The organism is Pseudomonas graminis (assembly GCF_900111735.1).
Taxonomy (GTDB): domain Bacteria; phylum Pseudomonadota; class Gammaproteobacteria; order Pseudomonadales; family Pseudomonadaceae; genus Aquipseudomonas; species Aquipseudomonas graminis.
In genome coordinates this window covers 22,250-48,373 of record NZ_FOHW01000012.1, presented here as the reverse complement: position 1 = coordinate 48,373, position 26,124 = coordinate 22,250, and the positions used below count along the sequence as shown (strand labels likewise).

Below are 26,124 nucleotides of genomic sequence, written 5' to 3'. Positions count from 1 at the left end.
TTCATTATTGGACGTAAGACACATGCCCCGTCAGTTGTAGGACTCAATCCATATGAAGCTGTAGGAAAGATCGCGTCCATCAAACGGGGTGCGGGACATTGCGGGTTGGCGCACACTCCGCTCCCACCGTGATTCACCGTTGCCATAAAGCGCGGACATTGTGCCGTTCCGCACTTGCTTATACTAGTGGCCATTTAGACGCCGGTACCTGAGATGAGTCAGCATTTCCAGCACGACGTATTGGTAATAGGGTCCGGCGCAGCCGGTTTGAGTCTTGCACTGACATTGCCCGGGCATTTGCGCGTGGCGGTCCTCAGCAAAGGTGATCTGGCGAACGGTTCGACGTTCTGGGCCCAAGGCGGTGTCGCGGCGGTGCTGGATGACGCCGACACCATACAGTCCCATGTGGAAGACACCCTCAACGCGGGCGGCGGTCTGTGCAATGAGGACGCAGTCCGGTTTACCGTCGAGCACAGCCGCGAGGCCATTCAGTGGCTGATCGACCTTGGCGTGCCCTTTACCCGGGATGACCCGTCGACCGTCGTGGACGGCGGTTTCGAGTTTCACCTCACCCGCGAAGGGGGGCACAGCCACCGCCGGATCATTCACGCCGCCGACGCCACCGGTGCTGCAATCTTCCGCACCTTGCTGGCGCAGGCCAGCGCACGCCCCAATATCGAATTACTGGAACAGCGCGTGGCGGTCGATCTCATCACCGAGCCCCGGCTGGGGCTCGATGGGCAGCGCTGCCTGGGCGCTTACGTGCTGGATCGTTCGACGGGAGAGGTCGACACCCACAGCGCGCGCTTCACCATTCTGGCGTCCGGCGGCGCGGCGAAGGTCTACCTGTACACCAGCAACCCCGACGGCGCTTGCGGCGACGGCATCGCGATGGCCTGGCGTACGGGCTGCCGCGTGGGCAATCTTGAGTTCAACCAGTTCCACCCTACCTGCCTCTATCACCCGCAAGCCAAGAGCTTTCTGATTACCGAAGCCCTGCGCGGCGAAGGCGCTCACCTGAAGCTGCCCAATGGCGAGCGCTTCATGCAGCGTTTTGACCCACGGGCCGAGCTGGCGCCACGCGACATCGTTGCCCGCGCCATTGACCACGAGATGAAACGCCTGGGCGCCGACTGCGTGTTTCTGGACATCAGTCACCAGTCCGAAGAGTTCATCAAGAGCCACTTCCCGACGGTGTACGAGCGCTGCCTCACGTTCGGCATCGACATCACGCGTCAGCCTATCCCCGTGGTTCCGGCGGCTCACTACACCTGTGGCGGTGTTCTGGTTGACCAACAGGGCCGCACCGATGTGCCCGGGCTGTACGCAATCGGCGAGACCAGCTTCACCGGCCTGCACGGCGCCAACCGCATGGCCAGCAACTCGCTGCTGGAATGCTTTGTGTACGCCCGCTCCGCCGCGGTAGACATCGTTACCCAGCTCGATCACGTCCCGCAGCCGCAAAACCTGCCGGCATGGGATGCGACTCAGGTAACCGATTCCGACGAGGACGTGATCATCGCCCACAATTGGGATGAGCTGCGTCGGTTCATGTGGGACTACGTGGGCATCGTGCGGACCAACAAGCGACTGCAGCGCGCCCGGCATCGGGTGCGGCTGTTGCTGGACGAGATCGACGAGTTCTACAGTAACTACAAGGTCAGCCGGGATCTGATCGAGTTACGCAACCTGGCCCAGGTGGCAGAGCTGATGATTGCTTCGGCGATGGCGCGCAAAGAAAGCCGCGGGCTTCACTACACGCTGGATTACCCGGATATGCTGCCCGAAGCGCTGGACACTATTCTGGTGCCGCCCACCTTTGCCGGCTGAATTTCAGGCGCAAACGCAGGCGTCGGTGGCTATCCGGCGCCATGGCGTCTGCCGGGATGCACAGGCTTCGCACCCACCAGCGGCTCAGCCAATGGCCCGTCACCGCTCTGAAACGCAGCACAACCATGTGCGGCAGCGCCAGGCTGTCCGGACGTAGCTGCACCGGCTGCCAGCCGCCCTCTTCGTTCCACAAAGCCCAGCCGTTGCTGTCCCGCCTCAGCCCGGCAGGAGACTGCGGCTGATCGAGCAGAATGAACATCCGAAGACTGCGTGATGCGTGCAAGGCGCACAGCAAAACGACGACGGCCTTTGCCCACAGGGGAATTGAAAGGAGAACTGTCGACGCCAGCGCAAGAACTTGCGCGACGAGGTATGCCGTCAGCAGCGCACGGGAGGGCCGCCAACGGCATTCAAAACGATCACTTCGGCTGGACACGGTCCAGGATCATCCGAACCATGCGCTGCAGCTCCGGATCTTCGGATTCCGCGCGCTGCATGAACCAGCCGAACATGTCCTGATCTTCACAGGTCAGCAGGCGCACGTAGAGGTCGCGATCGACCTGGTTGAGCGTCGGGTAGACTTCTTTGACGAACGGCACCAGCAATACGTCCAGCTCGAGCATGCCGCGACGGCTGTGCCAAAAGAGGCGATTGAGTTCAACATCTTCGACCATGGAGTGCTCCTCGAATTTGCCGGCGAGTATACAGGCGCATCGTCCCGGGGCGTACCTGGAGTTGGTCTCGGCTTTTTGCGTATACCCATTAGCGGCACGCGGCACTATGATGGTCCCCCAGACTTCTACCCCTGCGATGACTCATGGCCGTTACAGCTTTTTTCTGTCCCCTGTCCCACGAAGGTGTGCTCGCCGTTCGCGGCGTGGATGCCGGCAAATTCCTGCAAGGCCAACTGACTTGCAACATTGATTACCTCGGCGAAGCCCGGGCCACCCTCGGTGCCCGCTGCACGCAAAAAGGCCGCATGCAGTCCAGCTTTCGCATCCTGCATGAAGGTGACGGCATGCTGCTGGCAATGGCCAGCGAGCTGATCGAAGCGCAATTGCTGGACCTGAAGAAATACGCAGTCTTCTCCAAATCAAAACTGACCGACGAAAGCGCGTCCTGGGTACGATTCGGTTTGCAGGACGGTGACGGCGCGCTCGTCAGTCTCGGCCTCGACCTCGCACAGGAAACCGACTCGGTCGTCCGCGCCAATGACCTCATCGCCGTCCGCGTCTCCCCTGCCCGCGCCGAATTGTGGGTGCGTGCCGAGCAGGCCGAGGATGTGCGCAGCCGGCTGATCGCCCACGTGCCAGAAGCGCCGCTGAACGACTGGCTGCTGGGGCAGATCCGCGCCGGCATCGGCCAGGTGTTCGGGCAGACCCGCGAAGAGTTCATTCCGCAGATGATCAACCTGCAAGCCGTGGGCGGTGTGAGTTTCAAGAAAGGTTGCTACACCGGCCAGGAAATCGTGGCGCGTATGCAATACCTCGGCAAGCTGAAACGCCGGCTGTATCGCCTCACCATGGGAGGCACCGAACTGCCCGAAGCGGGCTCTGCACTGTTTTCGCCAGTTCATTCAAGTGCGGTAGGCAACGTTGTGATCGCGGCCCGGTCTGATGTCGGGATCGAGGTGCTGGCGGTCTTGCAGGCGGATGCGGCGGAAGACGGTCGGATCCACCTTGGTGCGGCAGATGGCGAAGCCCTGCAATTAAACGATTTGCCATACACCCTCGACGCGAAGCTCGAAACACAGCGTTGAACCCGGTTGAAGCATGTGCAAGACGTCAGCGTAGTTTCCAGCGCCGGACCACTGAGTGGACGGCCGTTGGCCGGAATGCAATGTCCAGAGATCCAATATGAGTAGCATGGCTGACGAAGTGCAGAGGGATCTGATCAAGGCGATCGACAAGGATGCTCTGTTTCTGCCAACTCTCCCCGAAGTTGCACTGAAGATCCGCCTGGCGGCGGAAGATTCGGAAATCTCCATTGCGGCGCTGAGCAAGGTCATCGGCAGTGACACCGCGTTGTCCGCCCGGCTGATCAAAGTCGTCAACAGCCCTTTGCTGCGGCCAAACTTTGAAGTCAGCGACGTGCTGACGGCGGTTCGGCGTCTTGGCGTGAATTACAGCTGTAACCTGGCCATCGGGCTGGTAGTGGAGCAAATGTTTCACGCCAAGTCCGACGTCATCGAAACCAAAATGCGCGACATCTGGAAACTCAGCATGCAGGTGGCCGGGGTCAGCAACGTGCTCAGTTACCGCAGTGCGCGCCTCAAGGCTGACAAGGCCACCCTCGCCGGGCTGATCCACCTGATCGGCGTGCTGCCGATCCTGACGTACGCCGAGGACAATTACGAATTGCTCTCCGACCCGATCAGCCTCAATCACGTGATCGAACGCATCCATCCGATCATCGGCGAGCGGCTGCTGCGTTCATGGGATTTCCCGGAAAACCTGGCGAGCGTGCCTCGGCAGTTCCAGAATTTCAGCCGTGTCTCGAATCAGGCCGATTATGTGGATCTGGTGCAGGTCGCGACGATTCATATTCATGAGATGAACGGCACGCCTTACCCGAACCTGCATTTTCAGTCAGTGCCGGCCGTGGCGCAGTTGGGTTTGAACATGGCCGACGGCGGGCTGATCAATGAGATGAACCAGGCGATGACGCTGTTGTACTGATTGCCTTCGCCTAACCGGTCAAACCAGTCCCACCAGCCCCGACTCCGGCACCATAAAACTCACCCTTACTTTCAAGCCCCGCTGAGCGCCGTCATGCAAGGTGATGCGCGCCAGATGTGCCCTGCAGATTTCTCCCACAATCGCCAGCCCCAGGCCGGAGCCCTTGCTCTGCTGATTGCGCCGGTAGAATCGCTCGAACACCCGTTCGCGTTCGTGGGCCGGGATGCCGGGGCCGTCGTCCTCGACTTCGAGCACGCACGGCGCGTGAACACGCAAGATCACGTTGCCGCCCGCCGGGGTGTGAGCCAGGGCGTTGTCCACCAGATTGCTCAGTAGCTCGTTGAGTAATGTGGGTTCGCCGCGCATCCACACCGGCTCGTCGGCTTCCAGAGCCAACGCCACACCCCGGGCGTGGGCCAGCGGCGCCATGGCCATGCCCAGCTCGCGCGCCAGTTGGCTGAGGTCGAGCAATTGCGCGCCGCCCTCCGCAATGGCCCGCGCGCCGTTTTCGATGCGCGCCAGCGACAGCAACTGGTTGGCCAGGTGGGTCAGTTTGTCGGTACCGGAGGCGGCGCTTTCCAAAGTGTTGCGCCATGCCGCAGGCTCCTGATCACGCAACCCAAGCTCCAGTCGCGCCTTCAATGCGGCCAGCGGCGTGCGCAATTCATGGGCGGCGTCGGCGATGAATTGCGCCTGGCGCTCGAACTGCATGCGCAGCCGCTCGGTGAAGTGATTGAGTGAGCTGACCAGCGGGCGCAACTCGTGCTGCACTTCGACCAACGGCAATGAGCGCAGATCGTCAGGCTGGCGTTCTTCCACCGCCGTGCGCAGCCGGTCCAGTGGTCGCAACGCGGCGCTGACCGTGAACCAGACCAGCAACAACGCGCCGCTGCCAAGCATGCCCAGCCGCAACAGCGTATCAGCCATCAGCGCCTGGGCCATATCCACCCGCGCTTCTTCGGTTTCGGCGACGCGAATCTCGGCCATGCCGTTCATGTTTGGCTCGCTCACGGCCTTGAGCAGGCTGACCACCCGCACGTCCTGGCCCTGATAACGGCCACTGTAAAACTTGGCGAGGGCCGGGTAAGCGTCGGTGCGCGGCGTGCCCGGCGGCGGCGCGGGGATGTTTTCGTAGCCCGAAATGAGCTTCTGGTTGATGTCGTTGACCTGATAGTAGATACGGCCCGCGCTGTCGTAGGCGAAGGTGTCCAGGGCCACGTAGGGCACGTCCGCGCTGAGGGTGCCGTCGCGTTCCGACAACCCGGCGGCGATGGTCCGTGCCGAGGCCAGCAAAGTGCGATCGTAAGCGGTGTCTGCCGCTTCGCGTCCGTTCCAGTAGGCGCTCATGCCGCTGGCGATCATCAGCACCACCAGCAGCAAGCCCAGGTTCCACAGCAAGCGCCAGCGCAGGCTGTTTTCCGCTGAAGGAAACGGATTAAGCATCCCGGCTTTCCAGCAGATAACCCAGCCCCCGAAAGGTGACGATCGCAATCGGGTGGCCATCGAGTTTCTTGCGCAGACGGTGCACGTAGATTTCGATGGCGTCGGCGCTGGCCTCTTCGTCCAGCCCAAACACCTGCGCCGCCAGCTGCTCCTTGCTCATCACCCGGCCGGGGCGGGCGATCAGTGATTCAAGCACCGCTTGCTCGCGGGACGTTAGCGTAAGGAGCTCTTCACCGAGGGTGAAGCGGCGCGTGTCGAGGTCGTAGACCAGTTCGCCACAGCGTTGCTGGCGTTCGCCGCCGAGTACGCTGCGGCGCAGCAACGCCTTGACTCGCGCTTCCAGCTCGGACAGTTCGAAGGGTTTGGCCAGATAGTCGTCGGCGCCGAGGTTGAGGCCGTGGACCCTGTCCTTGACGTCGCTGCGGGCGGTCAGCACCAGCACTGGCGTGTTTTTGCCCCGCGCCCGCAGACGCGCCAGCACTTCGAAGCCGTCCATGCGCGGCAAGCCGACATCCAGTACTACCACAGCATATTCTTCGCTGCTCAGGGCCAGATCAGCTGCGACGCCGTCGTGCAGAACGTCAACGGTCATGCCGCTGCTCTTGAGGGCCAGCGCGACACTTTCAGCCAGTTGCAGATGATCTTCGACGAGCAGGACACGCATCGACTTCTCCCCAGTGAGCATTTTATGAGCGGAGTTTACAGGGGCGCCGTCGTCTGTGAAGGTCCGGCGCGCGGGAACAGCCACCTCCTGCCCTTGAGGCGGATCAGTTGAAAGCTTCCTGAAAGGTAGTTGAAAGGTTCACGAAAGCTTCGCTGATTAGGATCCCGTTACGACTTGTCACGATCGCGTCCCGCGTGACGCTGCTGATGCCAGGGTCGTGACGAAAAACGCCTTGATGCGTTTTCAACAATAAAAACAATATCGGAGTCATCAGTGATGCCCTCACTGCAATCCTCGGCCCTCGTGCCGCCTGAACCCCGTTGTGTTTACTGTTCACCTCGCAGCCCTGTTGCGCGGTGTTTTGTCACGTCCGCATCTTGTCGGCCCACTCCATCTAAAGGGTGTGAGACGACTGCCTGACAAACGTACGACCGCCTACCCCCATTAAAACAACAACTCCTCTGGAGACGGACCATGAACCTATCGTTGCGACATATCAGCGTTGCCGCCAGCTGCATGCTGATGGCCACCCAATTGTGGGCCGCCGAGCCCAATCGTCCTGAATGCATCGCGCCGGCTTCCCCCGGCGGTGGCTTCGACCTGACGTGCAAACTGGCGCAGAGCGCGCTGATCAACGAGAAAATCCTCTCCAAACCAATGCGCGTCACCTACATGCCAGGCGGCGTCGGCGCCGTGGCGTACAACGCGGTGGTAGCCCAGCGCCCTGCCGACGCCGGCACGCTGGTGGCCTGGTCCAGCGGCTCGCTGCTGAACCTGGCACAGGGCAAATTCGGCCGTTACGATGAAAACGCCGTGCGCTGGCTGGCCGCCGTCGGCACCAGCTACGGCGCGATCGCAGTCAAGGCTGACTCGCCTTACAAGAACCTCGACGATCTGGTTAAAGCGCTGAAAGCCGACCCTGGCAAAGTCGTCATCGGCTCCGGCGGCACCGTAGGCAGCCAGGACTGGATGCAGACCGCACTCATCGCCAAAGCGGCCGGTATCAACCCGCGCGAACTGCGTTACGTCGCTCTCGAAGGCGGCGGTGAAATCGCCACTGCCCTGCTCGGCGGCCACATCCAGGTGGGCTCCACCGACATTTCCGACTCCATGCCGCACATTCTCAGCGGCGACATGCGCCTGCTGGCAGTGTTCTCTGAAGAGCGTCTGGACGAGCCGGAAATGAAGAACATTCCGACCGCCAAGGAACAGGGCTACGACATCGTCTGGCCGGTGGTGCGCGGCTTCTATCTGGGGCCAAAGGTGTCGGACGAGGAATACAACTGGTGGAAAGCGGCATTCGACAAGCTGCTGGCCTCGGAAGACTTCGCCAAGCTGCGCGATCAGCGTGAGCTGTTCCCGTTCGCCATGACCGGTGAAGAGCTGGACAAGTACGTGAAAACCCGCGTCGCCGAGTACAAAACGCTGGCCAAGGAATTCGGCCTGATTCAGTGACTGAACCCATCGAAGCGTACTCGATTGACTAAGGATTGCGCCGCCTGCGCGGTGGCGTGATCCGGGAGCTTTCCATGGTTATACAACGCATTTTCGCCGTCGTGCTGCTGCTGGTCTGTATCGGCCTCGCCATGATGGCATGGCCTTATCAGGCGCCGTTTTCCTACGAACCCGTTGGCCCCCGCGCTTTCCCGCTGCTGATGCTGGCGCTGATGGGCATCTCGCTGCTGTACATGGCGATCCGTCCGACACCGATCGTGCATTCCGAGGAAGAGCCTGCACTGGACCGTCTAACGCTGATCAAGATCGGTATCTGCACCGTGTTGTTGCTGGTGTTCGCCGGGTTGTTCGAGCCGCTGGGCTTTGTATTGAGCAGCATCCTGGTCGGCATTCCCATGGCGCGCTTGTACGGCGGCCGCTGGCTGCCGAGTGTCGTGATCATCACGTTGATGAGCATCGCGCTGTACGTGCTGTTCGACAAAGTGATGGATGTGCCCCTGCCTCTCGGCCTGCTCGACGTTCTGGAGAACTGATATGGACACTCTCGGCTATCTTGGCCAGGGCTTCGGCGTCGCGCTGACCCCTTACAACCTGATTACCGCCCTTTCCGGCACGCTGATCGGCACCGTCGTCGGCCTGCTGCCGGGCCTGGGACCGATCAACGGCGTGGCGCTGCTGATCCCGATTGCCTTCGCCCTGGGCCTGCCGCCGGAGTCAGCATTGATTCTGCTGGCGGCGGTGTACCTGGGCTGCGAGTACGGCGGCCGCATCAGCTCGATCCTGCTGAACATCCCCGGTGAAGCATCGACCGTCATGACCGCGCTGGATGGCTACCCGATGGCACGCCAAGGCATGGCCGGTGTGGCGTTGTCGCTGTCGGCGTGGAGTTCGTTCATCGGCGCGCTCATCGCCACCTGCGGCATGGTCATGTTCGCGCCGCTGCTGGCGAAATGGGCAATTGCCTTCGGGCCGGCGGAATACTTCGTGCTGATGGTGTTCGCCATCGTGTGCCTGGGCGGCATGGCCGGCGATCGACCGCTGAAGACGTTTGTGGCGGCGTTGATCGGCCTGTTCCTGTCGAGCATCGGCATCGACGCCAACAGCGGCGTGTACCGATTCACCGGAGACAACATCCATCTGGCGGACGGTATTCAGTTCGTCGTATTGGTGCTGGGCCTGTTCTCGATCAGCGAAATCCTGTTGTTGCTGGAGAAGACCCATCGCGGTCAGGAAGCGGTGAAAGCGACCGGGCGCATGATGTTCAACGTCAAGGAAGCCAGCTCGGTCTTTTTTGTGAACATCCGTTGCGGTCTGATGGGTTTCATCATGGGCGTGTTGCCAGGTGCGGGCGCGACGCTGGCCAGCGCCGTGACCTACATGGCCGAGAAACGAATCGCCGGTGCAAGCGGCAAATTCGGCCAGGGCGACATGCGCGGTCTGGCAGCGCCAGAAACTGCCATCGGCGCGGCGGCCTGCGGCGCCTTGGTGCCGATGCTGACGCTGGGCGTTCCGGGTTCGGGCACCACCGCAGTGATGATCGGCGCCCTGTCGTTGTACAACATCACGCCCGGGCCACTGCTGTTTCAACAGCAACCGGACATCGTCTGGGGCCTGATCGCGTCGTTGTTCGTCGCCAACATCATGCTGGTGATCCTCAACATTCCGATGATCCGCATCTTCACCCGCATTCTGGCGGTGCCGAACTGGGCACTGGTGCCGGTGATCGCGATCATCACCGGGATCGGCGTCTACGCGGTGCATGCCACCACCTTCGACCTGTTCCTGATGGTCGGCATCGGCATCTTCGGCTACATCCTGCGCAAGCTGGATTTCCCGCTGTCGCCAATTCTGTTGGGGTTCATCCTCGGCGGGCTGATGGAGCAGAACCTGCGCCGTGCGTTGTCGATTTCCAACGGCGGCCTGGAAATTCTGTGGTCGAGCCCGATCACCCTGGGCATGTGGGTCGGAACGGCGTTCATGCTGGTGTTCCCGCTGATCCGCATCTGGCGCAAGCGCTCCAGGCAGCGTCGCGCGCTGGCCGATGTCTGATCGACCCTTCAGTACATGGTGGGGAACACCGCTGGTTGGCCTGCTGGGGGGATTTCTCGCCAGTCAGGTCGGCTGGCCACTGCCCTGGATGGTCGGCTCGTTACTGGCGATCATACTGATCCGCTGCCTCACGCCCTGGCAGCTGGCTGAAATACCCGGCGGCCGCAAATGCGGCCAATGGGTGGTCGGCATCGGCATCGGCCTGCACTTCACACCCGTCGTCATCGAACAAGTCCTTTCCCACTTTGGCCTGATCTTCATCGGCGCACTGGTGACCAGTGTCTCCAGCGTCGTCGGCGTGTGGCTGATGCTGCGCACCGGCGAGGACCGCGCCACGGCGTTCTTCTCCAGCATGCCCGGCGGCTCGGGCGAGATGGTCAACCTCGGCGCACGCAACGGCGCGATTCTCAGCAACGTCGCCGCCGGGCAGAGCCTGCGGGTGCTCGCGGTGGTGCTGTGCGTACCGGCGATCTTCAAGTATTTGATGGGCGACGGCGGCCCGCCTTCCCATGCGACGGTGTTGGATTGGCGGTGGCTGATGCTGCTGTTTCCGCTGGGCGCGCTGGTGGCCTGGGGCTGGCAGCGGTTGAAACAGCCCAATCCGTGGTTGTTCGGGCCGTTGCTGATCAGCGCGGTGATCAGCGTCAGTTTTGATTTGCACATCGGCCTGCCACAGGGTGGCAGTCAGTTGGGGCAGTGGCTGATCGGCAGCGGTCTGGGCTGCCACTTCAACCGCGCGTTCTTTCGTCGTGCACCGTCGTTCATTGGTCGCACGTTGCTGGGGACAGCGCTGACCATGAGCATCGCGGCGTTGTGCGCACTGGGGCTGAGCGCTTTGACCCATCTGGACTTGCGCTCGTTGACGCTGGGGATGATGCCGGGCGGGATCGCAGAAATGAGCCTGACGGCGGAGGTGCTGCAACTGTCGGTGCCGCTGGTGACGGCGATGCAAGTGATGAGGCTGTTGTTTGTGTTGTTTCTCGCCGAGCCGCTGTTTCGGTATTGGGATCGCAAGGCCTGCGCAGGCAAAAAATTGTAGGAGCGTGGCTTGTCCCGCGACCTGGCGCGCAGCGGCAGCACAACAGCCATCGATTTCTTCCCTGATCCACCCCATGCACCCATTCCACGACCGGTTCCCGGCCGATCGCGGGACAAGCCACGCTCCTACATGGGGATCTGCGGCAGGCGCAGATATTGGGCGCGCTCCTAGAAAATTCGCGGCGGACGAAGCATTTGCGTCATACGCTGGCTGGCAATCGCCACTCGATAGGCGCCAGGCCGTTCTGCTCCAGAAACTTGTTCGCCAGACCAAAATGCCCGCAGCCGAGAAACCCTTTGTACGCCGACAACGGCGACGGGTGCACGGCGGTCAGGATCAGGTGTTTGGATGCATCGATGAGCTTCTTCTTGCTCTGGGCATGGGCGCCCCACAGCAGGAACACCAAATGGGGCTGCTGGGCGCTGACGGTTTCAATGATCTTGTCGGTGAAATGCTGCCAGCCTTTGCCGGCATGGGACGCGGCGTTGGCTCGCTCGACGGTGAGCGTGGTGTTGAGCATCAGCACGCCCTGCTCGGCCCACGATTGCAGATAGCCGTGGTTGGGAATGTCGATGTTCAGGTCACGTTTGAGCTCTTTGTAGATGTTGACCAGCGAAGGCGGCGCCGGCACGCCGGGCTGCACCGAGAAGCACAGGCCGTGGGCCTGATTGGGGCCGTGGTAAGGGTCCTGACCGAGGATGACCACTTTCACGTTATCCAGCGGGGTCGAGTTGAGGGCATTGAAGATCAGCGGCCCCGGCGGATAGATTTCCTTGCCCGCCGCATGCTCCTGACGCAGAAATTCGCGCAGCTCGCCCATGTAAGGTTTTTCGAACTCGTCGCGCAGGGCCTGCTTCCAGCTGGGCTCCAGTTTGATGCGGTCGTCGTTTGTCATGGTGTGATCCGGCAGAAACAATGCGCAACTTTAGGGACTGTGGCTGATTATTTCCAGCGCAGCGCACGGTGCGCTTTCCTACACTCGTTCACAGTCGCCGGTTTGCAACTTCCGGGCGTCGAGGGGACTCACAACTCTCGATAGATCCCCGTACCACTGACAAGAGGTCACGATGAATCTGCAATTTGAAGAGCTCACCGCAACGGACGGCGCCCGCCTGGGCATCGCCACGCTGGATGCGGAAAAATCCCTCAACGCCCTGTCGCTGCCGATGATTCTGGCGTTGCAGGACCGGCTAAACAACTGGGCCAGCGACCCGCAAGTCGTCTGCGTGTTGCTGCGCGGCAATGGCGAAAAAGCCTTCTGCGCCGGTGGCGACGTGCGTGCGCTGGTCGAGGCAGGGAGCGGTCAGCCCGGCGCGGTTCCGCCGCTGGCTGCGCAGTTTTTCGCGGCGGAGTATCGACTGGATTACACGCTGCACACCTATCCCAAACCGCTGATCTGCTGGGGTCACGGCTATGTGCTGGGCGGCGGCATGGGCTTGCTGCAAGGGGCGAACATCCGTGTCGTCACGCCAGGCAGCCGGCTGGCGATGCCGGAGATCAGCATCGGCCTGTTTCCTGACGTCGGCGCCAGCTGGTTCCTGTCGCGGCTGGCGGGCAAATTGGGGCTGTTTCTCGGGTTGACCGGCGCGCACATTAACGGCCGTGACGCGCTGGATCTAGGGCTCGCCGATCGCTTTCTGCTGGACGATCAGCAGGAAGAAATGATCGACCGGCTGCTGCAGCTCAATTGGCAGGAGCAGACGAAAGTGCAACTGACCAGTCTGTTCAGAGCGCTGCAGATGGAGGCAGTGGATCAGATGCCTGCCGCGCAATGGCTGCCTCGTCGCGAGGCCCTTGATGAACTGCTGGATGTGGCTGACGCGCCAAGCGCCTGGCAGGCGTTGAAACATCAAGTGAATGCCGATGACCTGTTGTTGGCCAAGGCGGCGAAAACCCTGACCGATGGCTGCCCGTTGACGGCGCATCTGGTCTGGGAACAGATCGAACGGGCGCGGCATCTGTCGTTGGCTGAGGTGTTTCAGATGGAATACACCATGGCCCTTAACTGCTGCCGACATCCCGAATTCGCAGAGGGCGTGCGTGCACGGCTGATCGACAAGGATCAAAAGCCCCACTGGCACTGGCAGGACATTTCAAGCATTCCTCTGGCGGTAGTGGACGCGCATTTCGAAAAAGCCTGGGAAGGCCGGCACCCGCTGGCGGATTTGTCGGAGTATTGAGGCTTTAATTCACACCACAAATATTGGGGTGCCCACACCGGCCTCTTCCCGGCTGAAGCCGGTCCCACTATTGGAATGCGTACTCCCTGTGGGACCGGCTTTAGCCGGGAAAGCGTCACGTATTAAAAGGGGTCTGATTTATTTGATTTTCAGGAGAAGGGGACAGATTAATTTACGGTAAAGCGTTGTAAATAAATCAGTCCCCTTTAACAGTAAGTCCCCTTTAACAAGGGTCATGAATCCAATCCCATAAAAAACGGCGCTCCTCGGAGCGCCGTTTTGTTGTGACTCAGCGATTGCCGCCACCCGGTCCGCCGTGACCGCCACGACCAAAACCGCCGTCTCCTCGGTGACCGCCGCCCGAGCCACCGGGTCCAAAGCCGGGACGTGGTCCGCCACCGCCACCGCCGGGATTGCCATGCCAGCCACTGCCGGGGCCGGGACCATAGCCACCTCCGGGTCTCGGACCTGGGGGCGGTGGACGATAGCCGTTGCCGCCACCGTTGTAGCCACCCCCGCCGTGGTACCCCCCACCATTCCAGTTGCCGCCACCGTAACCCGGGCGACCACCGTAACCGGGGCGCCCACCGCCGTATCCGGGCCCGTAATAACGAGGTGGTGGAGCGTAATAACGTGGGGGCGGCGCGTAATAGCGAGGCGCCGAGTAATAACGCGGAGAGGAGTAGTACACCGCCCCTCCGGAATACGCCGGAGCGACCGGGCGATAACTGTCGTACACGTAGCCGCTGCTGTAGCTACTGCTATAGATCGGCTGCGTATAGCTTTCTGATTCGTAATAACCTCCGTAACAACCTGCCAGGGACAACGTCATCAAAGCGGTAAGCAATCGTCGATACATGGCGGCCTCCCGGACCGCGGTAGAGCTCGAACCAGCGGCGCTGGTCGGCGTTCCCGAAACTGCAGAGAACGTTAACTGAGACTGCGAATTGCAGACCTAGTGCCCCACTGCGGTACCGAGGCGCCAGACGGCGCCCTGCATCAGTGCACACTTGGCCCTTCGTAAAAACCCAAACGTCTTCCCGACTCAGGCGCCACAAGGGTTTGCGCAACTTGGCACAACTCTCGCTTGGAAGAGGGTGTGCAGGAGTCATCTCAGGTTCGCGGCACCACAATTTGCAATAGCCGACTAGGGTTCCGGCTCGCGTTTAGCGAGTGGCTGGTCCGAGAGTTGGCGACCTCCAGTAGAGGTTACACGGCGGGATAAAAGCCCGGGAGACAGGACACCAGTGGTGTCGCCGTACTCCTGACCGCCCTTTTCGCTACTGGAGACACCCCATGCAAAAGTCCCGTCTGTTCAGTCTGCTCACCGCAGGCGTCTTCGCGGCATTGAGCCTCTCGGCCACCGCCGCTCCGAAAAAAGATTTCGACGTCTGCTGGACCATTTATGCCGGCTGGATGCCATGGGAATACGCAGGGACTCAGGGCATCGTCGACAAGTGGGCCAAGAAGTACGGCATCAACATCAAGGTCACCCAGCTCAACGACTACGTCGAATCGATCAATCAATACACCGCCGGCCAGTTCGATGGCTGCACCATGACCAACATGGACGCCCTCACCATCCCCGCCGCCGGTGGCGTTGAAAGCACGGCGCTGGTGGTCAGCGACTTCTCCAACGGCAACGACGGCATCGTCCTCAAGGGCGACGGCAAAAAAGTTGCCGACCTCAAAGGCATGGACGTCAATCTGGTGGAGCTGTCGGTGTCCCACTACCTGCTCGCCCGCGCGCTGGACTCGGTGGACCTGACTGAAAAAGACCTGAAAGTCGTCAACACCTCCGACGCCGACATCGCCGCTGCTTTCAACACCAGCGAGGTCAAGGCCGTCACCACCTGGAACCCGATGCTCTCGGAGATCAAGGCCAAGCCCGGCGTCACCGAAGTGTTCGATTCCAGCAAGATCCCTGGCGAGATCATGGACATGATGGTGGTCAACACCCAGACCCTGAAAGACAACCCGGCACTGGGTAAAGCCCTGACCGGCGCGTGGTTTGAAGTGGTGGCGCTGATGAACGCCAAATCCGCCGAATCGAAAGCCGCACTGGAGCACATGGCCCAGGCGTCGGGCACCGATCTGGCCGGATTCCAGTCGCAGCTGGACACCACCAAGCTGTTCGCCACGCCCAAGGAAGCGCTGGACTTCGTCACCAGCAAGCAGCTGCCGACGACCATGCGCAAGGTCGCTGACTTCTCCTTCGACCACGGCCTGCTCGGCGAAGGTGCCAGAGACGCCAGCGCGGTCGGCATGACCTTCGCAGGCGGCGTGACCGAAGGCGACAAGGCCAACCTCAAGCTGCATTTCGACCCGAGCTACGTGCAGATGGCTGCCGACGCCAAGCTGTAACAACCAAAGGTCTTTGCCATGCGCCTGATAAACCGCCGCCCGGATCGCGCCAGTCGATTGATCCTGGTGCTCCTGCCGTTCGCCCTGTTGCTGTTTGCCTATTTCACGGGCTCGGCGACGCGGCTGACGGAAAACCCCAACGACAAGCTGCTGCCCAGCGCCGTGCAGATGACCGATGCGATTAAACGGGTGGCGTTCGTGCCCGATCAACGCACCGGCGAATACCTGCTCTGGCAGGACACCGGCGCCAGTCTGCAGCGTCTGGCAATCGGCCTGGCAATCAGCGCCGTGGTCGGGTTGTGCCTGGGCATCGCGTCGGGGGTGCTGCCCTTGTTCAGCGCGCCGCTGTCGCCGTTGCTGACGGTGCTGTCGATGGTGCCACCGCTGGCGATTCTGCCGATCCTGTTCATCGTCTTCGGCCTGGGCGAGCTATCGAAAGTGATGCTCATCGTCATCGGCATCACGCCGGTGCTGGCCCGTGACCTGGAGCAGCGCGCCCGGGAGATTCCGGTCGAGCTGCTGATCAAGGCGCAAACCCTGGGCGCCTCGACCTGGACGCTGATCCTGCGGGTGGTGCTGCCGCAATTGCTGCCGCGCCTGTTGATCTCCCTGCGGCTGGTGCTGGGATCGGCGTGGCTGTTTCTGATCGCGGCCGAAGCCATCGCCTCCACCGACGGGCTGGGTTACCGGATCTTTCTCGTGCGGCGCTATCTGGCGATGGACATGATTCTTCCTTACGTCGTGTGGATCACCCTCCTCGCCTGGCTGATGGACTGGGGCCTGAAAGCGCTCACGCGCAAGGCGTTCCCGTGGTACGAGGGGGCGCGCCCATGAGCTTTATTTCGGTCAAAAACGTCTGGCAGCAATACGGCGACCAGGTGGTGCTCGAAGGCCTGAACCTGAGCATCGCCGAAGGCGAGTTCTGCACGCTGGTGGGCGCGTCGGGCTGCGGTAAATCGACGTTCCTGCGCCTGCTGCTGGGCCAGGAAGTCGCCAGCAAAGGCACGATTCTGCTGGACGGCGAACCGCTGGCGAAGGAACCGGATTCGACCCGAGGCGTGGTCTTTCAGCGCTATTCGGTGTTCCCGCACTTGTCGGTGCTGGACAACGTTGCGCTGGGCCTCGAATTGCCCCGCTCGGGGTTGCTCGGGCGGCTGTTCGGTGCCGCCAAGCGTGACGCCCGCGAACAGGCGGCGGCGCTGCTGCACAAGGTCGGCCTCGATCACGCGCTGGACAAGTACCCGACGCAATTATCGGGCGGCATGCAGCAGCGTCTGGCCATCGCCCAGGCGCTGATCATGAAACCTCGGGTTCTGCTGCTCGACGAGCCGTTCGGCGCGCTCGATCCCGGTATCCGCAAGGACATGCACGCCCTGCTGCTGGAGCTGTGGCGCGAAACCAGGCTGACGGTGTTCATGGTCACCCATGACCTGTCGGAAGGCTTCAACCTCGGCACTCGACTGCTGGTGTTCGACAAGGTCCGCATCGATCCCCACGCCCCCGGCGCCTATGGCGCGCGCATCACTTACGACATTCCCCTGAACAGCGATCGTCGCGCCGCCCGCGTGGCGCTCGATTCGCTGAAAACGGTTTGAAGGACATTGACCATGACTGAATCAACCCCGCTGTTTCCCGTGTTCGCCGAAGAACTCCTGCCAGGCGGCGGCCACCTGTCGTTCGTGCTCAAAAGAGGCGAACTGCTGCGTCTGACCGATCTGAACGGCAACGCCAACGTCAGCCTGACGATGTTCAACGCCCATGAAAAAACCGAGCGCCTGAACCTGCCCGACAGCCTCAAATGCCAACACACCGCCAAGCTCACCACCGGTCACTGCCTGTATTCGGACATGGGTCGGGTACTGGCCGCGATCACTGCTGACACCTGCGGCTGGAGCGACAGCATCGGCGGCGTGCTGTGCGCAGAAGAGGTCAGCGAAAAATACGGCCAGGGCCGCTACCAGGAACTGCGCAACGGCTTCTTCCGCAACGGCGCTGACAACTTGCTGGTGGAGATGGGCAAGTGGGGCCTGGGGCTTTCCGATCTGTTGATGACGCTGAACCTGTTCAGCCGGGTCAACGTCGACGATCACGGCGCGCTGGCCTTCGTCCCGGGCAATTCGAAAGCGGGCGACAGCATCGAGCTGTACGCGCCGATGGACACACTGGTGGTCATGACGGCCCTGCAACACCCGATGGACCCCAACCCCGAGTACGCACCGCAGCCGGTCCAGCTGAGCTGGATGAAGGCCGACCCCAGCGTCGCCGAACGCTGCCGCACGTCCCGCGAAGAAAACGTGCGCGGCTTCATCAACACCGATCGCCTGTTCGCCTGAGGAGTTTCGCCATGAGCACTGCACACTCTCATCACCACACGAACGCCCCCGTTTCCATCACCCACATCCCGGCGGGCGAGCCATCGCTGACCGAACTCAAGGCCGGGCAGACCCTGTGCCTGCTCGACCTCGAAGGCAATCAGGCGGTCGACACGCTGTTCTACAGCCTTGCCAACCCCCGCGAACGCTATGACGTGCAACGTACGCTGCGCCGGCAGAACAACGTTTACCTGAGCAAGGGCAGCGTCCTGTATTCGAACCTGGGCAAGCCGATGCTGACCATCGTCGAAGACACTTGCGGGCGCCACGACACCCTCGGCGGCGCCTGCGCCCAGGAGAGCAACACCGTGCGTTACGCGCTGGAGAAAAAGCACATGCACAGCTGCCGCGACAGCTACCTTCGCGCCTGCATCCATGACGGTCGACTGGGCAAGCGCGACATCGGCCCGAACATCAACTTCTTCATGAACGTACCGGTCACGGCGGACGGCGGCCTGACCTTTGAAGACGGCATTTCCGGCGCCGGCAAGTACGTCGAACTGCGCGCCGAGATGGACGTGATCGTGCTGATTTCCAACTGCCCGCAGCTGAACAATCCTTGCAACGGCTACAACCCCACGCCGGCGGAACTGCTCGTCTGGGACTGATCGCTGACCACACTTTCAAGTGTTCAGGGCTTCAAGGCTTCGGCGCGAGGGACGGCCTTCGTGCAACGCGTACCACAGCGGGACGGCCCGCTACCCAGTGTGGGGTTGATCGCTATCGATCCCCGGGGTCTATGCCATGTTCGACAAACTGCTGATTGCCAACCGCGGCGCGATTGCCTGCCGCATCCTGCGTACCCTTCGCGACCTGCAGGTCGGCGGCGTCGCGGTGTACGCCGAAGCGGACGCTGCCAGTCTGCACATCCTGCAAGCCGACGAAGCCCACAGTTTGGGCGAAGGTGGCGCCGCCGGCACGTACCTGGCGGTGGACAAGATTCTGGCTATCGCCAAAGCCACCGGCGCCAAAGCCATTCATCCGGGCTACGGCTTCCTGTCGGAGAACGCGGCCTTCGCCCAGGCCTGTGAAGACGCCGGCATCGCCTTCGTCGGCCCGACGCCCGAGCAACTGCGGGTCTTCGGACTCAAGCACACCGCCCGCGCCCTCGCGAAACAGCACGGCGTGCCGATGCTCGAAGGCACCGAACTGCTGGACAGCCTTGAAGCCGCATTGAGCGCTGCCGAAACCATCGGCTACCCGGTGATGCTGAAAAGCACGGCGGGCGGCGGCGGGATCGGCATGCGCGTGTGCCGCAGCGCCAGCGAACTGAGCGAGTCGTTCGAGGCCGTCAAACGACTGGGCCAGAACAACTTCAGCGATGCCGGCGTGTTCATCGAGAAGTACATCCAGCGTGCCCGCCATCTGGAAGTGCAGGTGTTCGGCGACGGTCGTGGCGAGGTGATCGCCCTCGGCGTGCGCGATTGCTCGGTGCAGCGTCGCAATCAGAAAGTCCTCGAAGAAACCCCCGCGCCTAACCTCCCCGCCGGCATGGCCGATGAACTGTGTGCAGCGGCGATCAAGCTGGCAAAAGCGGTCAACTATCGCAGCGCCGGCACGGTCGAGTTCGTCTTCGACAGCGACGATCAGCGCTTCTATTTTCTGGAAGTGAACACCCGGTTGCAGGTCGAGCATGGCGTGACCGAGCAGGTCTGGGGCGTGGACCTGGTGAGCTGGATGATTCAGCTCGCGGCCGGCGATCTGCCGCCGCTCGTTAAGTTGCGGGCGGGCTTACAGCCTGTCGGCCATGCGATCCAGGCGCGCTTATACGCAGAAGACCCGGGTCGGGATTTTCAGCCGAGCCCGGGCTTGCTGACCTCGGTGCACTTGCCCGCCGCCGACGGCAAACACTTGCGCATCGACACATGGGTCGAGGCCGGGTGCGAGATTCCGCCGTTCTTCGATCCGATGATTGCCAAGGTCATCAGCTGGGCGCCGGACAGGGCGTCGGCCAGCGACGGTCTGGCCCAAGCCCTCAGTGAAACGCGGCTTTACGGCATCGAGACCAATCGCGACTACTTGCGCCAGATTCTCGCGGACGTGCCGTTCGCCAGCGGTCAGCCGTGGACGCGGTGCCTTGAGGGGCTGACCTATCGTGCCGACACATTCGAGGTGCTGAGCGGTGGCACCCAAACCAGCGTTCAGGATTACCCGGGGCGTCTGGGTTACTGGGCGGTGGGCGTGCCGCCGTCCGGTCCAATGGACAGTCGTTCGTTGCGTCTGGGCAATGCTCTGGTGGGTAACGCTGAAGGCTGCGCCGCGCTGGAAATCACCATGAGCGGGCCGACGCTGCGCTTCAACACCGATGCGGTGATTGCCGTGACGGGCGCGGTCATTCCGCTGACGCTGGATGGCGACGCGCTGCCGATGAATCAATCGTCGCTCGTTTCGGCAGGCTCGACGCTGGTGCTTGGTACCATCGCTGGCGCCGGTGCCCGCAGTTATCTGTGCGTGCGCGGCGGGTTGGATGTGCCGGATTATCTGGGCAGTAAAAGCACGTTTACTCTGGGCCAGTTTGGCGGCCACGGCGGACGGGCGTTGCGCGCGGGGGACGTGTTGCATGTCGCGCCATTGTCTGACCGCAGCGCAGGCGAACGGCTTGAACCGACGCAAGTCGCCGAGCTGCCGGACGTGCGCGATATCCGGGTGATCTATGGCCCACACGCCGCTCCCGAATATTTCACTGAGCGCTACATCGAGACCTTCTTCGCCACTGACTGGGAAGTGCATTTCAACTCTAGCCGCACCGGCGTGCGCCTGATCGGGCCTAAGCCGGAATGGGTACGCGCGGACGGCGGTGAAGCGGGCCTGCACCCGTCGAACATTCATGACAATCCGTACGCCATCGGCGCGGTGGATTTCACCGGGGACATGCCGGTGATCCTCGGTCCGGACGGGCCGAGCCTGGGCGGGTTTGTCTGCCCGGTGACGATCATTGAGGCGGATCTGTGGCAGTTGGGGCAGCTCAAGGCCGGGGACAAGGTGAGGTTTCATCCGGTGAGTGTCGAAGCCGCCCGCTCGCTGAAACTGAATACCGATCTGGGCAGGAATGAGCTTGCTCGCGAAGAGGTCGGTACATCCGATGACTATGTAGCGACTCGACCAGAGTCTTCGCGAGCAAGCTCACTCCTACAGGGTGCAGCGCTGACCTCGCCTGTTGTGTTCCCACAAGGTGCAGCGTTGACCTCGCCGGTGGTGCTCGACATCGGCAAGGACGACACCCGCCTGGTCGCCCGGCTTTCCGGCGACACCCATCTGTTGCTGGAAATCGGCGCGCCGGAGCTGGATCTGGTGCTGCGCTTTCGGGGCCATGCGCTGATGCAGGCGCTGGAAAGCAAACAGCTGACCGGGGTGATCGACCTGACGCCTGGCATTCGTTCGCTCCAGGTGCATTACCAGCCCGAGCAACTGCCGCTGAAGACGCTGCTCGATGTGGTCGCCGGCGAGTGGGACGAGGTCTGCGCCAGCAAGAATCTGGAAGTGCCGTCGCGTATCGTTCATCTGCCCTTGTCCTGGGACGATCCGGCCTGTCAGCTGGCCATCGAGAAGTACATGACCACCGTGCGCAAGGACGCGCCATGGTGCCCGAGCAACCTGGAATTCATCCGCCGCATCAACGACCTGCCAAACCTCGACGAAGTGCACCGCACCGTCTTCGACGCCAGCTACCTGGTGATGGGGCTGGGCGATGTCTACCTCGGCGCGCCGGTCGCCACGCCGCTGGACCCCCGGCATCGGCTGGTCACCACAAAATACAACCCGGCGCGGACCTGGACCGCCGAGAACTCCGTCGGCATCGGCGGCGCGTACATGTGCGTATACGGCATGGAAGGCCCCGGCGGTTATCAGTTCGTGGGGCGCACTTTACAGATGTGGAACCGTTATCGCGCCGTGGCGGCGTTCGATGGCAAACCGTGGCTGCTGCGGTTCTTCGACCAGATCCGTTTTTATCCGGTCAGCGCCGACGAGCTGTTGACCATTCGCCGGGATTTCCCCCTCGGGCGATACCCGCTGCAGATCGAGCACAGCACGCTCAACCTGACCGAGTACCAAGCCTTTCTGGCCGATGAAGCACAGAGCATCGCCGCATTCCGCAACCAGCAGCAGAGTGCGTTCAACGCCGAGCGCGAGCGCTGGATCGCCAACGGCCAGGCCTCGTTCGAGAGCGACGAAGCGGTGGCCGAATCCACGGAAGAAGCCGCGCTGGAAAGCGGGCAGACCAGCATCGACAGCCATATTGCCGGCAACCTCTGGCAGGTGCAGGTCAGCGTCGGCCAGCGCGTCGAAGCGGGGGAAACGCTGGTGATTCTGGAGTCGATGAAGATGGAGATTCCGTTACTGGCACCCCACGCCGGTGTGGTCAGCGACGTCCGCGTGCAGCCTGGCTCAGCGGTGCGTGCCGGGCAACGGGTGGTGGTGCTGGACGTAGGCTGATTGGCACTGTTGTTCCTTGCGGCTTGCAGCTTGCAGCTTGCGGCTTGCGGCTTAGCGATTGCAGCTTTCCCCCAGGCATAAAACGCGGTGGCATACGCGATACATAGTTAACGCCATTGCAACCCGGCATCGCGCCATAGTGGGCACCTTTCCCCGTGGCGCGATTTTTCATGAACGACCGTAGCAGCTCTTGTTCCACGAGCGGCCTGGATCTCACTTCCAACGACACTCTCCCCGATGGCAGCGCCTTAAGCGTTTCCCCATTCGCGGAGCGAGTGCGGCCGGCACAACCCCTCGAACCCGCTGCCGTCGCGCCCTCCGAAGTTCACACGCTCAATCACAAAAGACTGATGCGCCAGGCCGTTAGCCCGGTCGCCGAATTGTTGTACGGATCGGTCTGGGTGCTGAAGGCGTGGCAACTCGATCTGGCATTTCCGCCCCCGATCGTCAGCCATCTGGACCAGAGACTGCAGGAAACCCTGCAGGCGCAATTTGGCGCCCCCCTTGACATCGATGAGCTGCACATCCGCTTTAGCACTGCGCTGGAGCCAGCCGTGGAGGCCGACGGCCGGGAGCGTTTCGAGCTGCGCCTGACGTTGCGCGAGCTGGCCAGAGAAGTACTCAACCCGCCAGCATTGCTCGCACTTCGACGGTGCGCCGAGGCTGATCGCCCCCTGTCGGCTTCTACACCCAAACTGACCGTCTCGGTGTTTTTCGAGCTGCTCACCGAAGCCCGATGGACGCTGGAATATGAGCAGGTGCAGCGTCAGTTCTGGGAGCAGCACGGTGACACATGGGAGATGCTCGCCAAGCTGGCGTTTCTCGATGGTGTGACCCGTCTGCATTCGCGCAAGCGCCTCGATAACGAGGGCCATCTGCTGGCGATGGATGCGCTGGGGCTCAAACGTTTCCCGCAACACCTTCAGGACCTGCAGCCGATCAGGCCGCCGGCACGCTCGATCGTATGTGGAGTGGCGCTGAACGGCGAGATCATCCCCGGTATCTTCCACGTACGATCCAACACCACGGGGCATTGCTATGTTCATGTGCTGGGCAGCACGCCTCAGTGCCATGAGTACATCAGCGATGACGCGCCCTGGAGGGCGGACAAGGTGCTGGAGGCGATCAACGCCTCGGCCTGGCATCGGCTGAATCTCTCCCTGGAAAGCGCGCAAACCCTCCTCAAGCTGCCGGCTCCCGCGGACGACGTGTTCGCTCAACTGCGTGTCGCCCAGGAACGCTTTTGGGCTACACGACTGACGGGCGTCGACGCGGTTGAATCACCCGACGCATTCATCGACGACGACCATGCGGCGCTCATGCCCATCGAGCCCGCGATGGCATTGGTCAGCGCCCTCGATCACTGGCAACACCATGAGTCCTTGCTGGCGCGACTCCCTACGCCCCTCGGGGTTGCAAACCGGCTCATGGGTCAGTGGCTCAGGCAGATGTCTCCCGGGTTCGATCGGGTCCCGTTGAAGCAAACCCACACGGCGACCACAGACCCGCAGCGGGTGTTCGTCCGCTACCTGCCCGGCACATCGAGGACGCCATGGGGTCATGCGCGGATTGCCGCAGCGAACGTCGCCTTCACGCCGGATGACAAACCCGTCACGCTGGGTCAGGCACTGATGCGCCGGTTCAGGGCACTTCGGCCTCAGGGATACGATGATGAAGGCGGTCGCTGGGTCGTCTATGCAGACCCGAGCGGCCAGGGGACGTGGTCGCCCGAGGCGGAGCTGAATATCAGTGCGGCCGCCGTCGAGGCGTACATTCAGGGCATCGACTTTCTCGAACACATGCAGCGCCGACTCGACCAGTTCTGGCAGCAGCAACGCGCTGACATCGAGCGCTCGCTCTGGTCGACGTTTGTCAGCCAGGCGCTGCTGGCCCTCAAGAGCGGCGAACTTTCCAGGGACAGCTTCAACTTCATCATAGGCGCCATAGAGCAGGCTCAGCAGGTGTCTCTGCCGCAAACGCCACCTTTCGGGACAACACGCATCCGCTGGAGCGCTGCAGGGCTATACGTCAGCAACGGCCTGCCACTGAGTTCCGACTGCCCTCCCTGCGTCGGCTTACTGATGATCAGCGCTCCCGACCAGGAAGGCGGCGTGCTTTATCAGGCCGGGCAGTCCACGCCCTTCGTGGCATTCAGCAATCGTCAGCAGCTGATCAGCCATTTGAAGGCCGCAGCCGCTAACCCTGCATGGCGCGAGACGGTGCTCAACTACATGCCGTGCCGTTTTCACGCCAGACTCAGCTACATCCTAGAACTGTGGGGCGGCGTTCGTGCGCCCGCAGAACCGGTTTCGATCCTGCGCCCCTGGACCGAGCCGTTGTACCACCCGGATACCCATGCCGCCCGACGGCATCAACTGTGCGAGCATCACGTGTCCGGCTCGCCCATGGGATTCATCTGTGAGGGCCTGCGCCTTAACAGCCAGTACGACGCCGAGGACAGCATCGTGACCGACCGCGAACAGGCACTCAGCGCCTGGATTCAACACCTTGATCGCCTGCAACTGCTGTTGGCACCGATAGCGCTCGTTCTGCCGGCCGCCTCGATAGCGGCGCTGACGGCCAGCGCCGCGAGTGTCGCGCTGGGCATACAGGCCGCCAACCTTCCCGGCGACCGCCAGGATGAACGGCGCCAGGTGATGTTCGCCCTCCTGTCTCTGGGGCTGTTGCACATGGCTCCGGCCACACCACGACTTTTGCAGGCGTTCCGCAAACTGGCAGCGCCGACTGCATCTCTGAGTCGAGGGATTGGGCGAGAGACTGCGCGGGGCCACGTCGCTCTGCCTGCCCGTCGTTTCGGGGACTGGCTGCGGCGTGCGACCCAGACGCGCAAGACGCTGATCAAGCCGTTTTTCAACGGGACTGGACTGATGAAGACGTGGAGCGTGGCGGGCAACGCCGAATTCGGCACTTCAGCGGTTCAGGTGTGGAAGCTGGGGCGCAAGTTTCTGCTGTGGACATCAGACCGGAACCAGGCCCGCACGCTGGTCGTCAGCAGCCATGGCTACTACCTGCCATGGACGCGCACGACAGCGATCCCGAATGGCACTGAACTGAGAACCTTCGCGCCCCACGGCCATGAACTGGTTGACCCGATGCTGCACCGCATCGCCAGCCAGTCGGTAAGGCCATACGCAAGGCTGAACAGTACACAGACGGTTCCCGGCCCGGGTGTCGGGCCCTTTCCCGACCTGTTGGCGGGTGACACGCTGATGGCCGGCACCTCGCTGCCAGGGCGCATCAAGAACTACACCCTGGCGAAATTTCAGAGCGAGCACTATGAGAGCTATCGGGACATCTGCCAGATCGTGCGCAACAGTCACCAACCTCCGTTACCGAGCCCGCTCCCTGCAACGCCCATGGATGTGCTGACCGTGCGCAACCGGTTCGGCATGACCAACCCGACCCTGCAGGACCTGTTCGGGGAGTTGCATCGGCAAGGGATTCATTACGACAACATCCTGCTGGTGCATTGCCGCTGCCCTGCCGTCGGTTCAATGCTGGGGCGCTCCCCCTCTTTTGTAGCATCCAAGGGGCCGTCGCCCATCACCCCGTAGGCGCATTGCCCGAGATCACATGCTCATGGCGCAAGACAGGG

The 26,124-nt window shown here is 62.2% G+C and carries 21 protein-coding genes and 1 riboswitch; of the genes, 15 read left to right on the top strand and 6 right to left on the bottom strand.

Annotation, left to right across the window (positions count from 1 at the left end):
- Positions 1-213: 213 nt before the first annotated feature.
- On the top strand, positions 214-1,830 hold the full coding sequence (gene nadB, locus BMY98_RS11305; RefSeq protein WP_074888832.1) for an L-aspartate oxidase: 1,617 nt from the start codon (positions 214-216) through the stop codon (positions 1,828-1,830).
- On the opposite strand, the gene BMY98_RS11300 is transcribed toward nadB, so the two are convergent.
- Both BMY98_RS11300 and BMY98_RS11295 read right to left on the bottom strand, forming a co-directional pair.
- Complete coding sequence (locus BMY98_RS11300) at positions 1,799-2,266, bottom strand: protein YgfX (RefSeq protein WP_074888829.1); 468 nt, start codon at positions 2,264-2,266, stop codon at positions 1,799-1,801. The two genes, nadB and BMY98_RS11300, sit on opposite strands and share 32 nt — an antisense overlap.
- Positions 2,250-2,504 carry an FAD assembly factor SdhE gene (locus BMY98_RS11295; RefSeq protein WP_065992433.1) on the bottom strand — a complete coding sequence of 85 codons (255 nt, stop codon included), beginning with the start codon at positions 2,502-2,504 and terminating at the stop codon, positions 2,250-2,252. Before BMY98_RS11295 ends, BMY98_RS11300 begins: the two co-directional genes overlap by 17 nt.
- 143 nt (positions 2,505-2,647) lie before the next feature.
- Between BMY98_RS11295 and ygfZ the strand changes: the two genes are divergently transcribed.
- The gene (ygfZ, locus tag BMY98_RS11290) at positions 2,648-3,589 is read left to right on the top strand and encodes a CAF17-like 4Fe-4S cluster assembly/insertion protein YgfZ (protein WP_074888826.1); all 942 of its coding nucleotides are present in this window, start codon (positions 2,648-2,650) and stop codon (positions 3,587-3,589) included.
- A gap of 97 nt (positions 3,590-3,686) precedes the next feature.
- Positions 3,687-4,508: an HDOD domain-containing protein gene (locus tag BMY98_RS11285; RefSeq protein WP_074888823.1), complete on the top strand. Its 822-nt coding sequence runs from the start codon at positions 3,687-3,689 to the stop codon at positions 4,506-4,508.
- Positions 4,509-4,526: 18 nt separating this feature from the next.
- On the opposite strand, the gene BMY98_RS11280 is transcribed toward BMY98_RS11285, so the two are convergent.
- Together BMY98_RS11280 and BMY98_RS11275 are read right to left on the bottom strand one after the other, a co-directional pair.
- Positions 4,527-5,951 carry a sensor histidine kinase gene (locus BMY98_RS11280; protein ID WP_074888820.1) on the bottom strand — a complete coding sequence of 475 codons (1,425 nt, stop codon included), beginning with the start codon at positions 5,949-5,951 and terminating at the stop codon, positions 4,527-4,529.
- Positions 5,944-6,615: a response regulator gene (locus BMY98_RS11275; protein ID WP_074888816.1), complete on the bottom strand. Its 672-nt coding sequence runs from the start codon at positions 6,613-6,615 to the stop codon at positions 5,944-5,946. The genes BMY98_RS11280 and BMY98_RS11275 overlap by 8 nt, the downstream gene beginning before the upstream one ends.
- A 474-nt stretch (positions 6,616-7,089) precedes the next feature.
- On the opposite strand from BMY98_RS11275, the gene BMY98_RS11270 reads away from it, so the two are divergent.
- The 4 genes from BMY98_RS11270 to BMY98_RS11255 all read left to right on the top strand — a co-directional run bounded on the left by BMY98_RS11270 (position 7,090) and on the right by BMY98_RS11255 (position 11,158).
- Positions 7,090-8,070: a Bug family tripartite tricarboxylate transporter substrate binding protein gene (locus BMY98_RS11270; RefSeq protein ID WP_074888811.1), complete on the top strand. Its 981-nt coding sequence runs from the start codon at positions 7,090-7,092 to the stop codon at positions 8,068-8,070.
- Positions 8,071-8,144: 74 nt separating this feature from the next.
- Positions 8,145-8,603, top strand: coding sequence for a tripartite tricarboxylate transporter TctB family protein (locus tag BMY98_RS11265; RefSeq protein WP_074888808.1), 459 nt, complete (start codon positions 8,145-8,147; stop codon positions 8,601-8,603).
- A 1-nt stretch (position 8,604) separates the two neighbouring features.
- Positions 8,605-10,119: a tripartite tricarboxylate transporter permease gene (locus BMY98_RS11260; protein WP_074888805.1), complete on the top strand. Its 1,515-nt coding sequence runs from the start codon at positions 8,605-8,607 to the stop codon at positions 10,117-10,119.
- Complete coding sequence (locus BMY98_RS11255) at positions 10,112-11,158, top strand: AbrB family transcriptional regulator (RefSeq protein ID WP_074888802.1); 1,047 nt, start codon at positions 10,112-10,114, stop codon at positions 11,156-11,158. Before BMY98_RS11260 ends, BMY98_RS11255 begins: the two co-directional genes overlap by 8 nt.
- 199 nt (positions 11,159-11,357) lie before the next feature.
- Here BMY98_RS11255 and ung read toward each other — a convergent pair whose 3' ends face one another.
- Positions 11,358-12,053, bottom strand: a complete 696-nt coding sequence (gene ung / locus BMY98_RS11250) for a uracil-DNA glycosylase (protein ID WP_074889050.1) — start codon at positions 12,051-12,053, stop codon at positions 11,358-11,360.
- 172 nt (positions 12,054-12,225) lie between these two features.
- Between ung and BMY98_RS11245 the strand changes: the two genes are divergently transcribed.
- Positions 12,226-13,338, top strand: coding sequence for an enoyl-CoA hydratase/isomerase family protein (locus BMY98_RS11245; protein ID WP_074888799.1), 1,113 nt, complete (start codon positions 12,226-12,228; stop codon positions 13,336-13,338).
- A 289-nt stretch (positions 13,339-13,627) separates the two neighbouring features.
- Here the strand turns inward: BMY98_RS11245 and BMY98_RS27275 are convergent, their stop codons facing one another.
- Entirely contained in the window at positions 13,628-14,197 is a 570-nt protein-coding gene (locus tag BMY98_RS27275; RefSeq protein ID WP_074888797.1) for a hypothetical protein, read from the bottom strand.
- Between the two features lie 277 nt (positions 14,198-14,474).
- Positions 14,475-14,576: riboswitch (guanidine-I (ykkC/yxkD leader) on the top strand.
- A 58-nt stretch (positions 14,577-14,634) separates the two neighbouring features.
- On the opposite strand from BMY98_RS27275, the gene BMY98_RS11230 reads away from it, so the two are divergent.
- From BMY98_RS11230 to BMY98_RS11200, 7 genes are all read left to right on the top strand, one after another.
- The gene (locus tag BMY98_RS11230) at positions 14,635-15,702 is read left to right on the top strand and encodes a putative urea ABC transporter substrate-binding protein (protein ID WP_074888794.1); all 1,068 of its coding nucleotides are present in this window, start codon (positions 14,635-14,637) and stop codon (positions 15,700-15,702) included.
- Positions 15,703-15,720: 18 nt separating this feature from the next.
- Positions 15,721-16,536, top strand: coding sequence for an ABC transporter permease (locus tag BMY98_RS11225; RefSeq protein ID WP_074888792.1), 816 nt, complete (start codon positions 15,721-15,723; stop codon positions 16,534-16,536).
- Complete coding sequence (locus BMY98_RS11220; protein WP_074888789.1) at positions 16,533-17,297, top strand: ABC transporter ATP-binding protein; 765 nt, start codon at positions 16,533-16,535, stop codon at positions 17,295-17,297. The genes BMY98_RS11225 and BMY98_RS11220 overlap by 4 nt, the downstream gene beginning before the upstream one ends.
- A gap of 12 nt (positions 17,298-17,309) precedes the next feature.
- Complete coding sequence (locus BMY98_RS11215) at positions 17,310-18,035, top strand: urea amidolyase associated protein UAAP1 (protein WP_074888786.1); 726 nt, start codon at positions 17,310-17,312, stop codon at positions 18,033-18,035.
- An 11-nt stretch (positions 18,036-18,046) separates the two neighbouring features.
- Positions 18,047-18,682: an urea amidolyase associated protein UAAP2 gene (locus tag BMY98_RS11210; RefSeq protein ID WP_074888783.1), complete on the top strand. Its 636-nt coding sequence runs from the start codon at positions 18,047-18,049 to the stop codon at positions 18,680-18,682.
- A 136-nt stretch (positions 18,683-18,818) separates the two neighbouring features.
- On the top strand, positions 18,819-22,508 hold the full coding sequence (gene uca / locus BMY98_RS11205) for an urea carboxylase (RefSeq protein ID WP_074888780.1): 3,690 nt from the start codon (positions 18,819-18,821) through the stop codon (positions 22,506-22,508).
- 350 nt (positions 22,509-22,858) lie between these two features.
- Positions 22,859-26,083 (top strand): dermonecrotic toxin domain-containing protein, encoded by a 3,225-nt coding sequence (locus BMY98_RS11200; protein WP_083398765.1) that lies wholly within the window; start codon positions 22,859-22,861, stop codon positions 26,081-26,083.
- Positions 26,084-26,124: the final 41 nt, after the last annotated feature.

Coding starts and splice junctions, on each gene's coding strand:
- nadB (WP_074888832.1), top strand. CDS start 214: ATGAGTCAGCATTTCCAGCACGACGTATTGGTAATAGGGTCCGGCGCA.
- BMY98_RS11295 (WP_065992433.1), bottom strand. CDS start 2,504: ATGGTCGAAGATGTTGAACTCAATCGCCTCTTTTGGCACAGCCGTCGC.
- ygfZ (WP_074888826.1), top strand. CDS start 2,648: ATGGCCGTTACAGCTTTTTTCTGTCCCCTGTCCCACGAAGGTGTGCTC.
- BMY98_RS11285 (WP_074888823.1), top strand. CDS start 3,687: ATGAGTAGCATGGCTGACGAAGTGCAGAGGGATCTGATCAAGGCGATC.
- BMY98_RS11280 (WP_074888820.1), bottom strand. CDS start 5,951: ATGCTTAATCCGTTTCCTTCAGCGGAAAACAGCCTGCGCTGGCGCTTG.
- BMY98_RS11275 (WP_074888816.1), bottom strand. CDS start 6,615: ATGCGTGTCCTGCTCGTCGAAGATCATCTGCAACTGGCTGAAAGTGTC.
- BMY98_RS11270 (WP_074888811.1), top strand. CDS start 7,090: ATGAACCTATCGTTGCGACATATCAGCGTTGCCGCCAGCTGCATGCTG.
- BMY98_RS11265 (WP_074888808.1), top strand. CDS start 8,145: ATGGTTATACAACGCATTTTCGCCGTCGTGCTGCTGCTGGTCTGTATC.
- BMY98_RS11260 (WP_074888805.1), top strand. CDS start 8,605: ATGGACACTCTCGGCTATCTTGGCCAGGGCTTCGGCGTCGCGCTGACC.
- BMY98_RS11255 (WP_074888802.1), top strand. CDS start 10,112: ATGTCTGATCGACCCTTCAGTACATGGTGGGGAACACCGCTGGTTGGC.
- ung (WP_074889050.1), bottom strand. CDS start 12,053: ATGACAAACGACGACCGCATCAAACTGGAGCCCAGCTGGAAGCAGGCC.
- BMY98_RS11245 (WP_074888799.1), top strand. CDS start 12,226: ATGAATCTGCAATTTGAAGAGCTCACCGCAACGGACGGCGCCCGCCTG.
- BMY98_RS27275 (WP_074888797.1), bottom strand. CDS start 14,197: ATGTATCGACGATTGCTTACCGCTTTGATGACGTTGTCCCTGGCAGGT.
- BMY98_RS11230 (WP_074888794.1), top strand. CDS start 14,635: ATGCAAAAGTCCCGTCTGTTCAGTCTGCTCACCGCAGGCGTCTTCGCG.
- BMY98_RS11225 (WP_074888792.1), top strand. CDS start 15,721: ATGCGCCTGATAAACCGCCGCCCGGATCGCGCCAGTCGATTGATCCTG.
- BMY98_RS11220 (WP_074888789.1), top strand. CDS start 16,533: ATGAGCTTTATTTCGGTCAAAAACGTCTGGCAGCAATACGGCGACCAG.
- BMY98_RS11215 (WP_074888786.1), top strand. CDS start 17,310: ATGACTGAATCAACCCCGCTGTTTCCCGTGTTCGCCGAAGAACTCCTG.
- BMY98_RS11210 (WP_074888783.1), top strand. CDS start 18,047: ATGAGCACTGCACACTCTCATCACCACACGAACGCCCCCGTTTCCATC.
- uca (WP_074888780.1), top strand. CDS start 18,819: ATGTTCGACAAACTGCTGATTGCCAACCGCGGCGCGATTGCCTGCCGC.
- BMY98_RS11200 (WP_083398765.1), top strand. CDS start 22,859: ATGCGCCAGGCCGTTAGCCCGGTCGCCGAATTGTTGTACGGATCGGTC.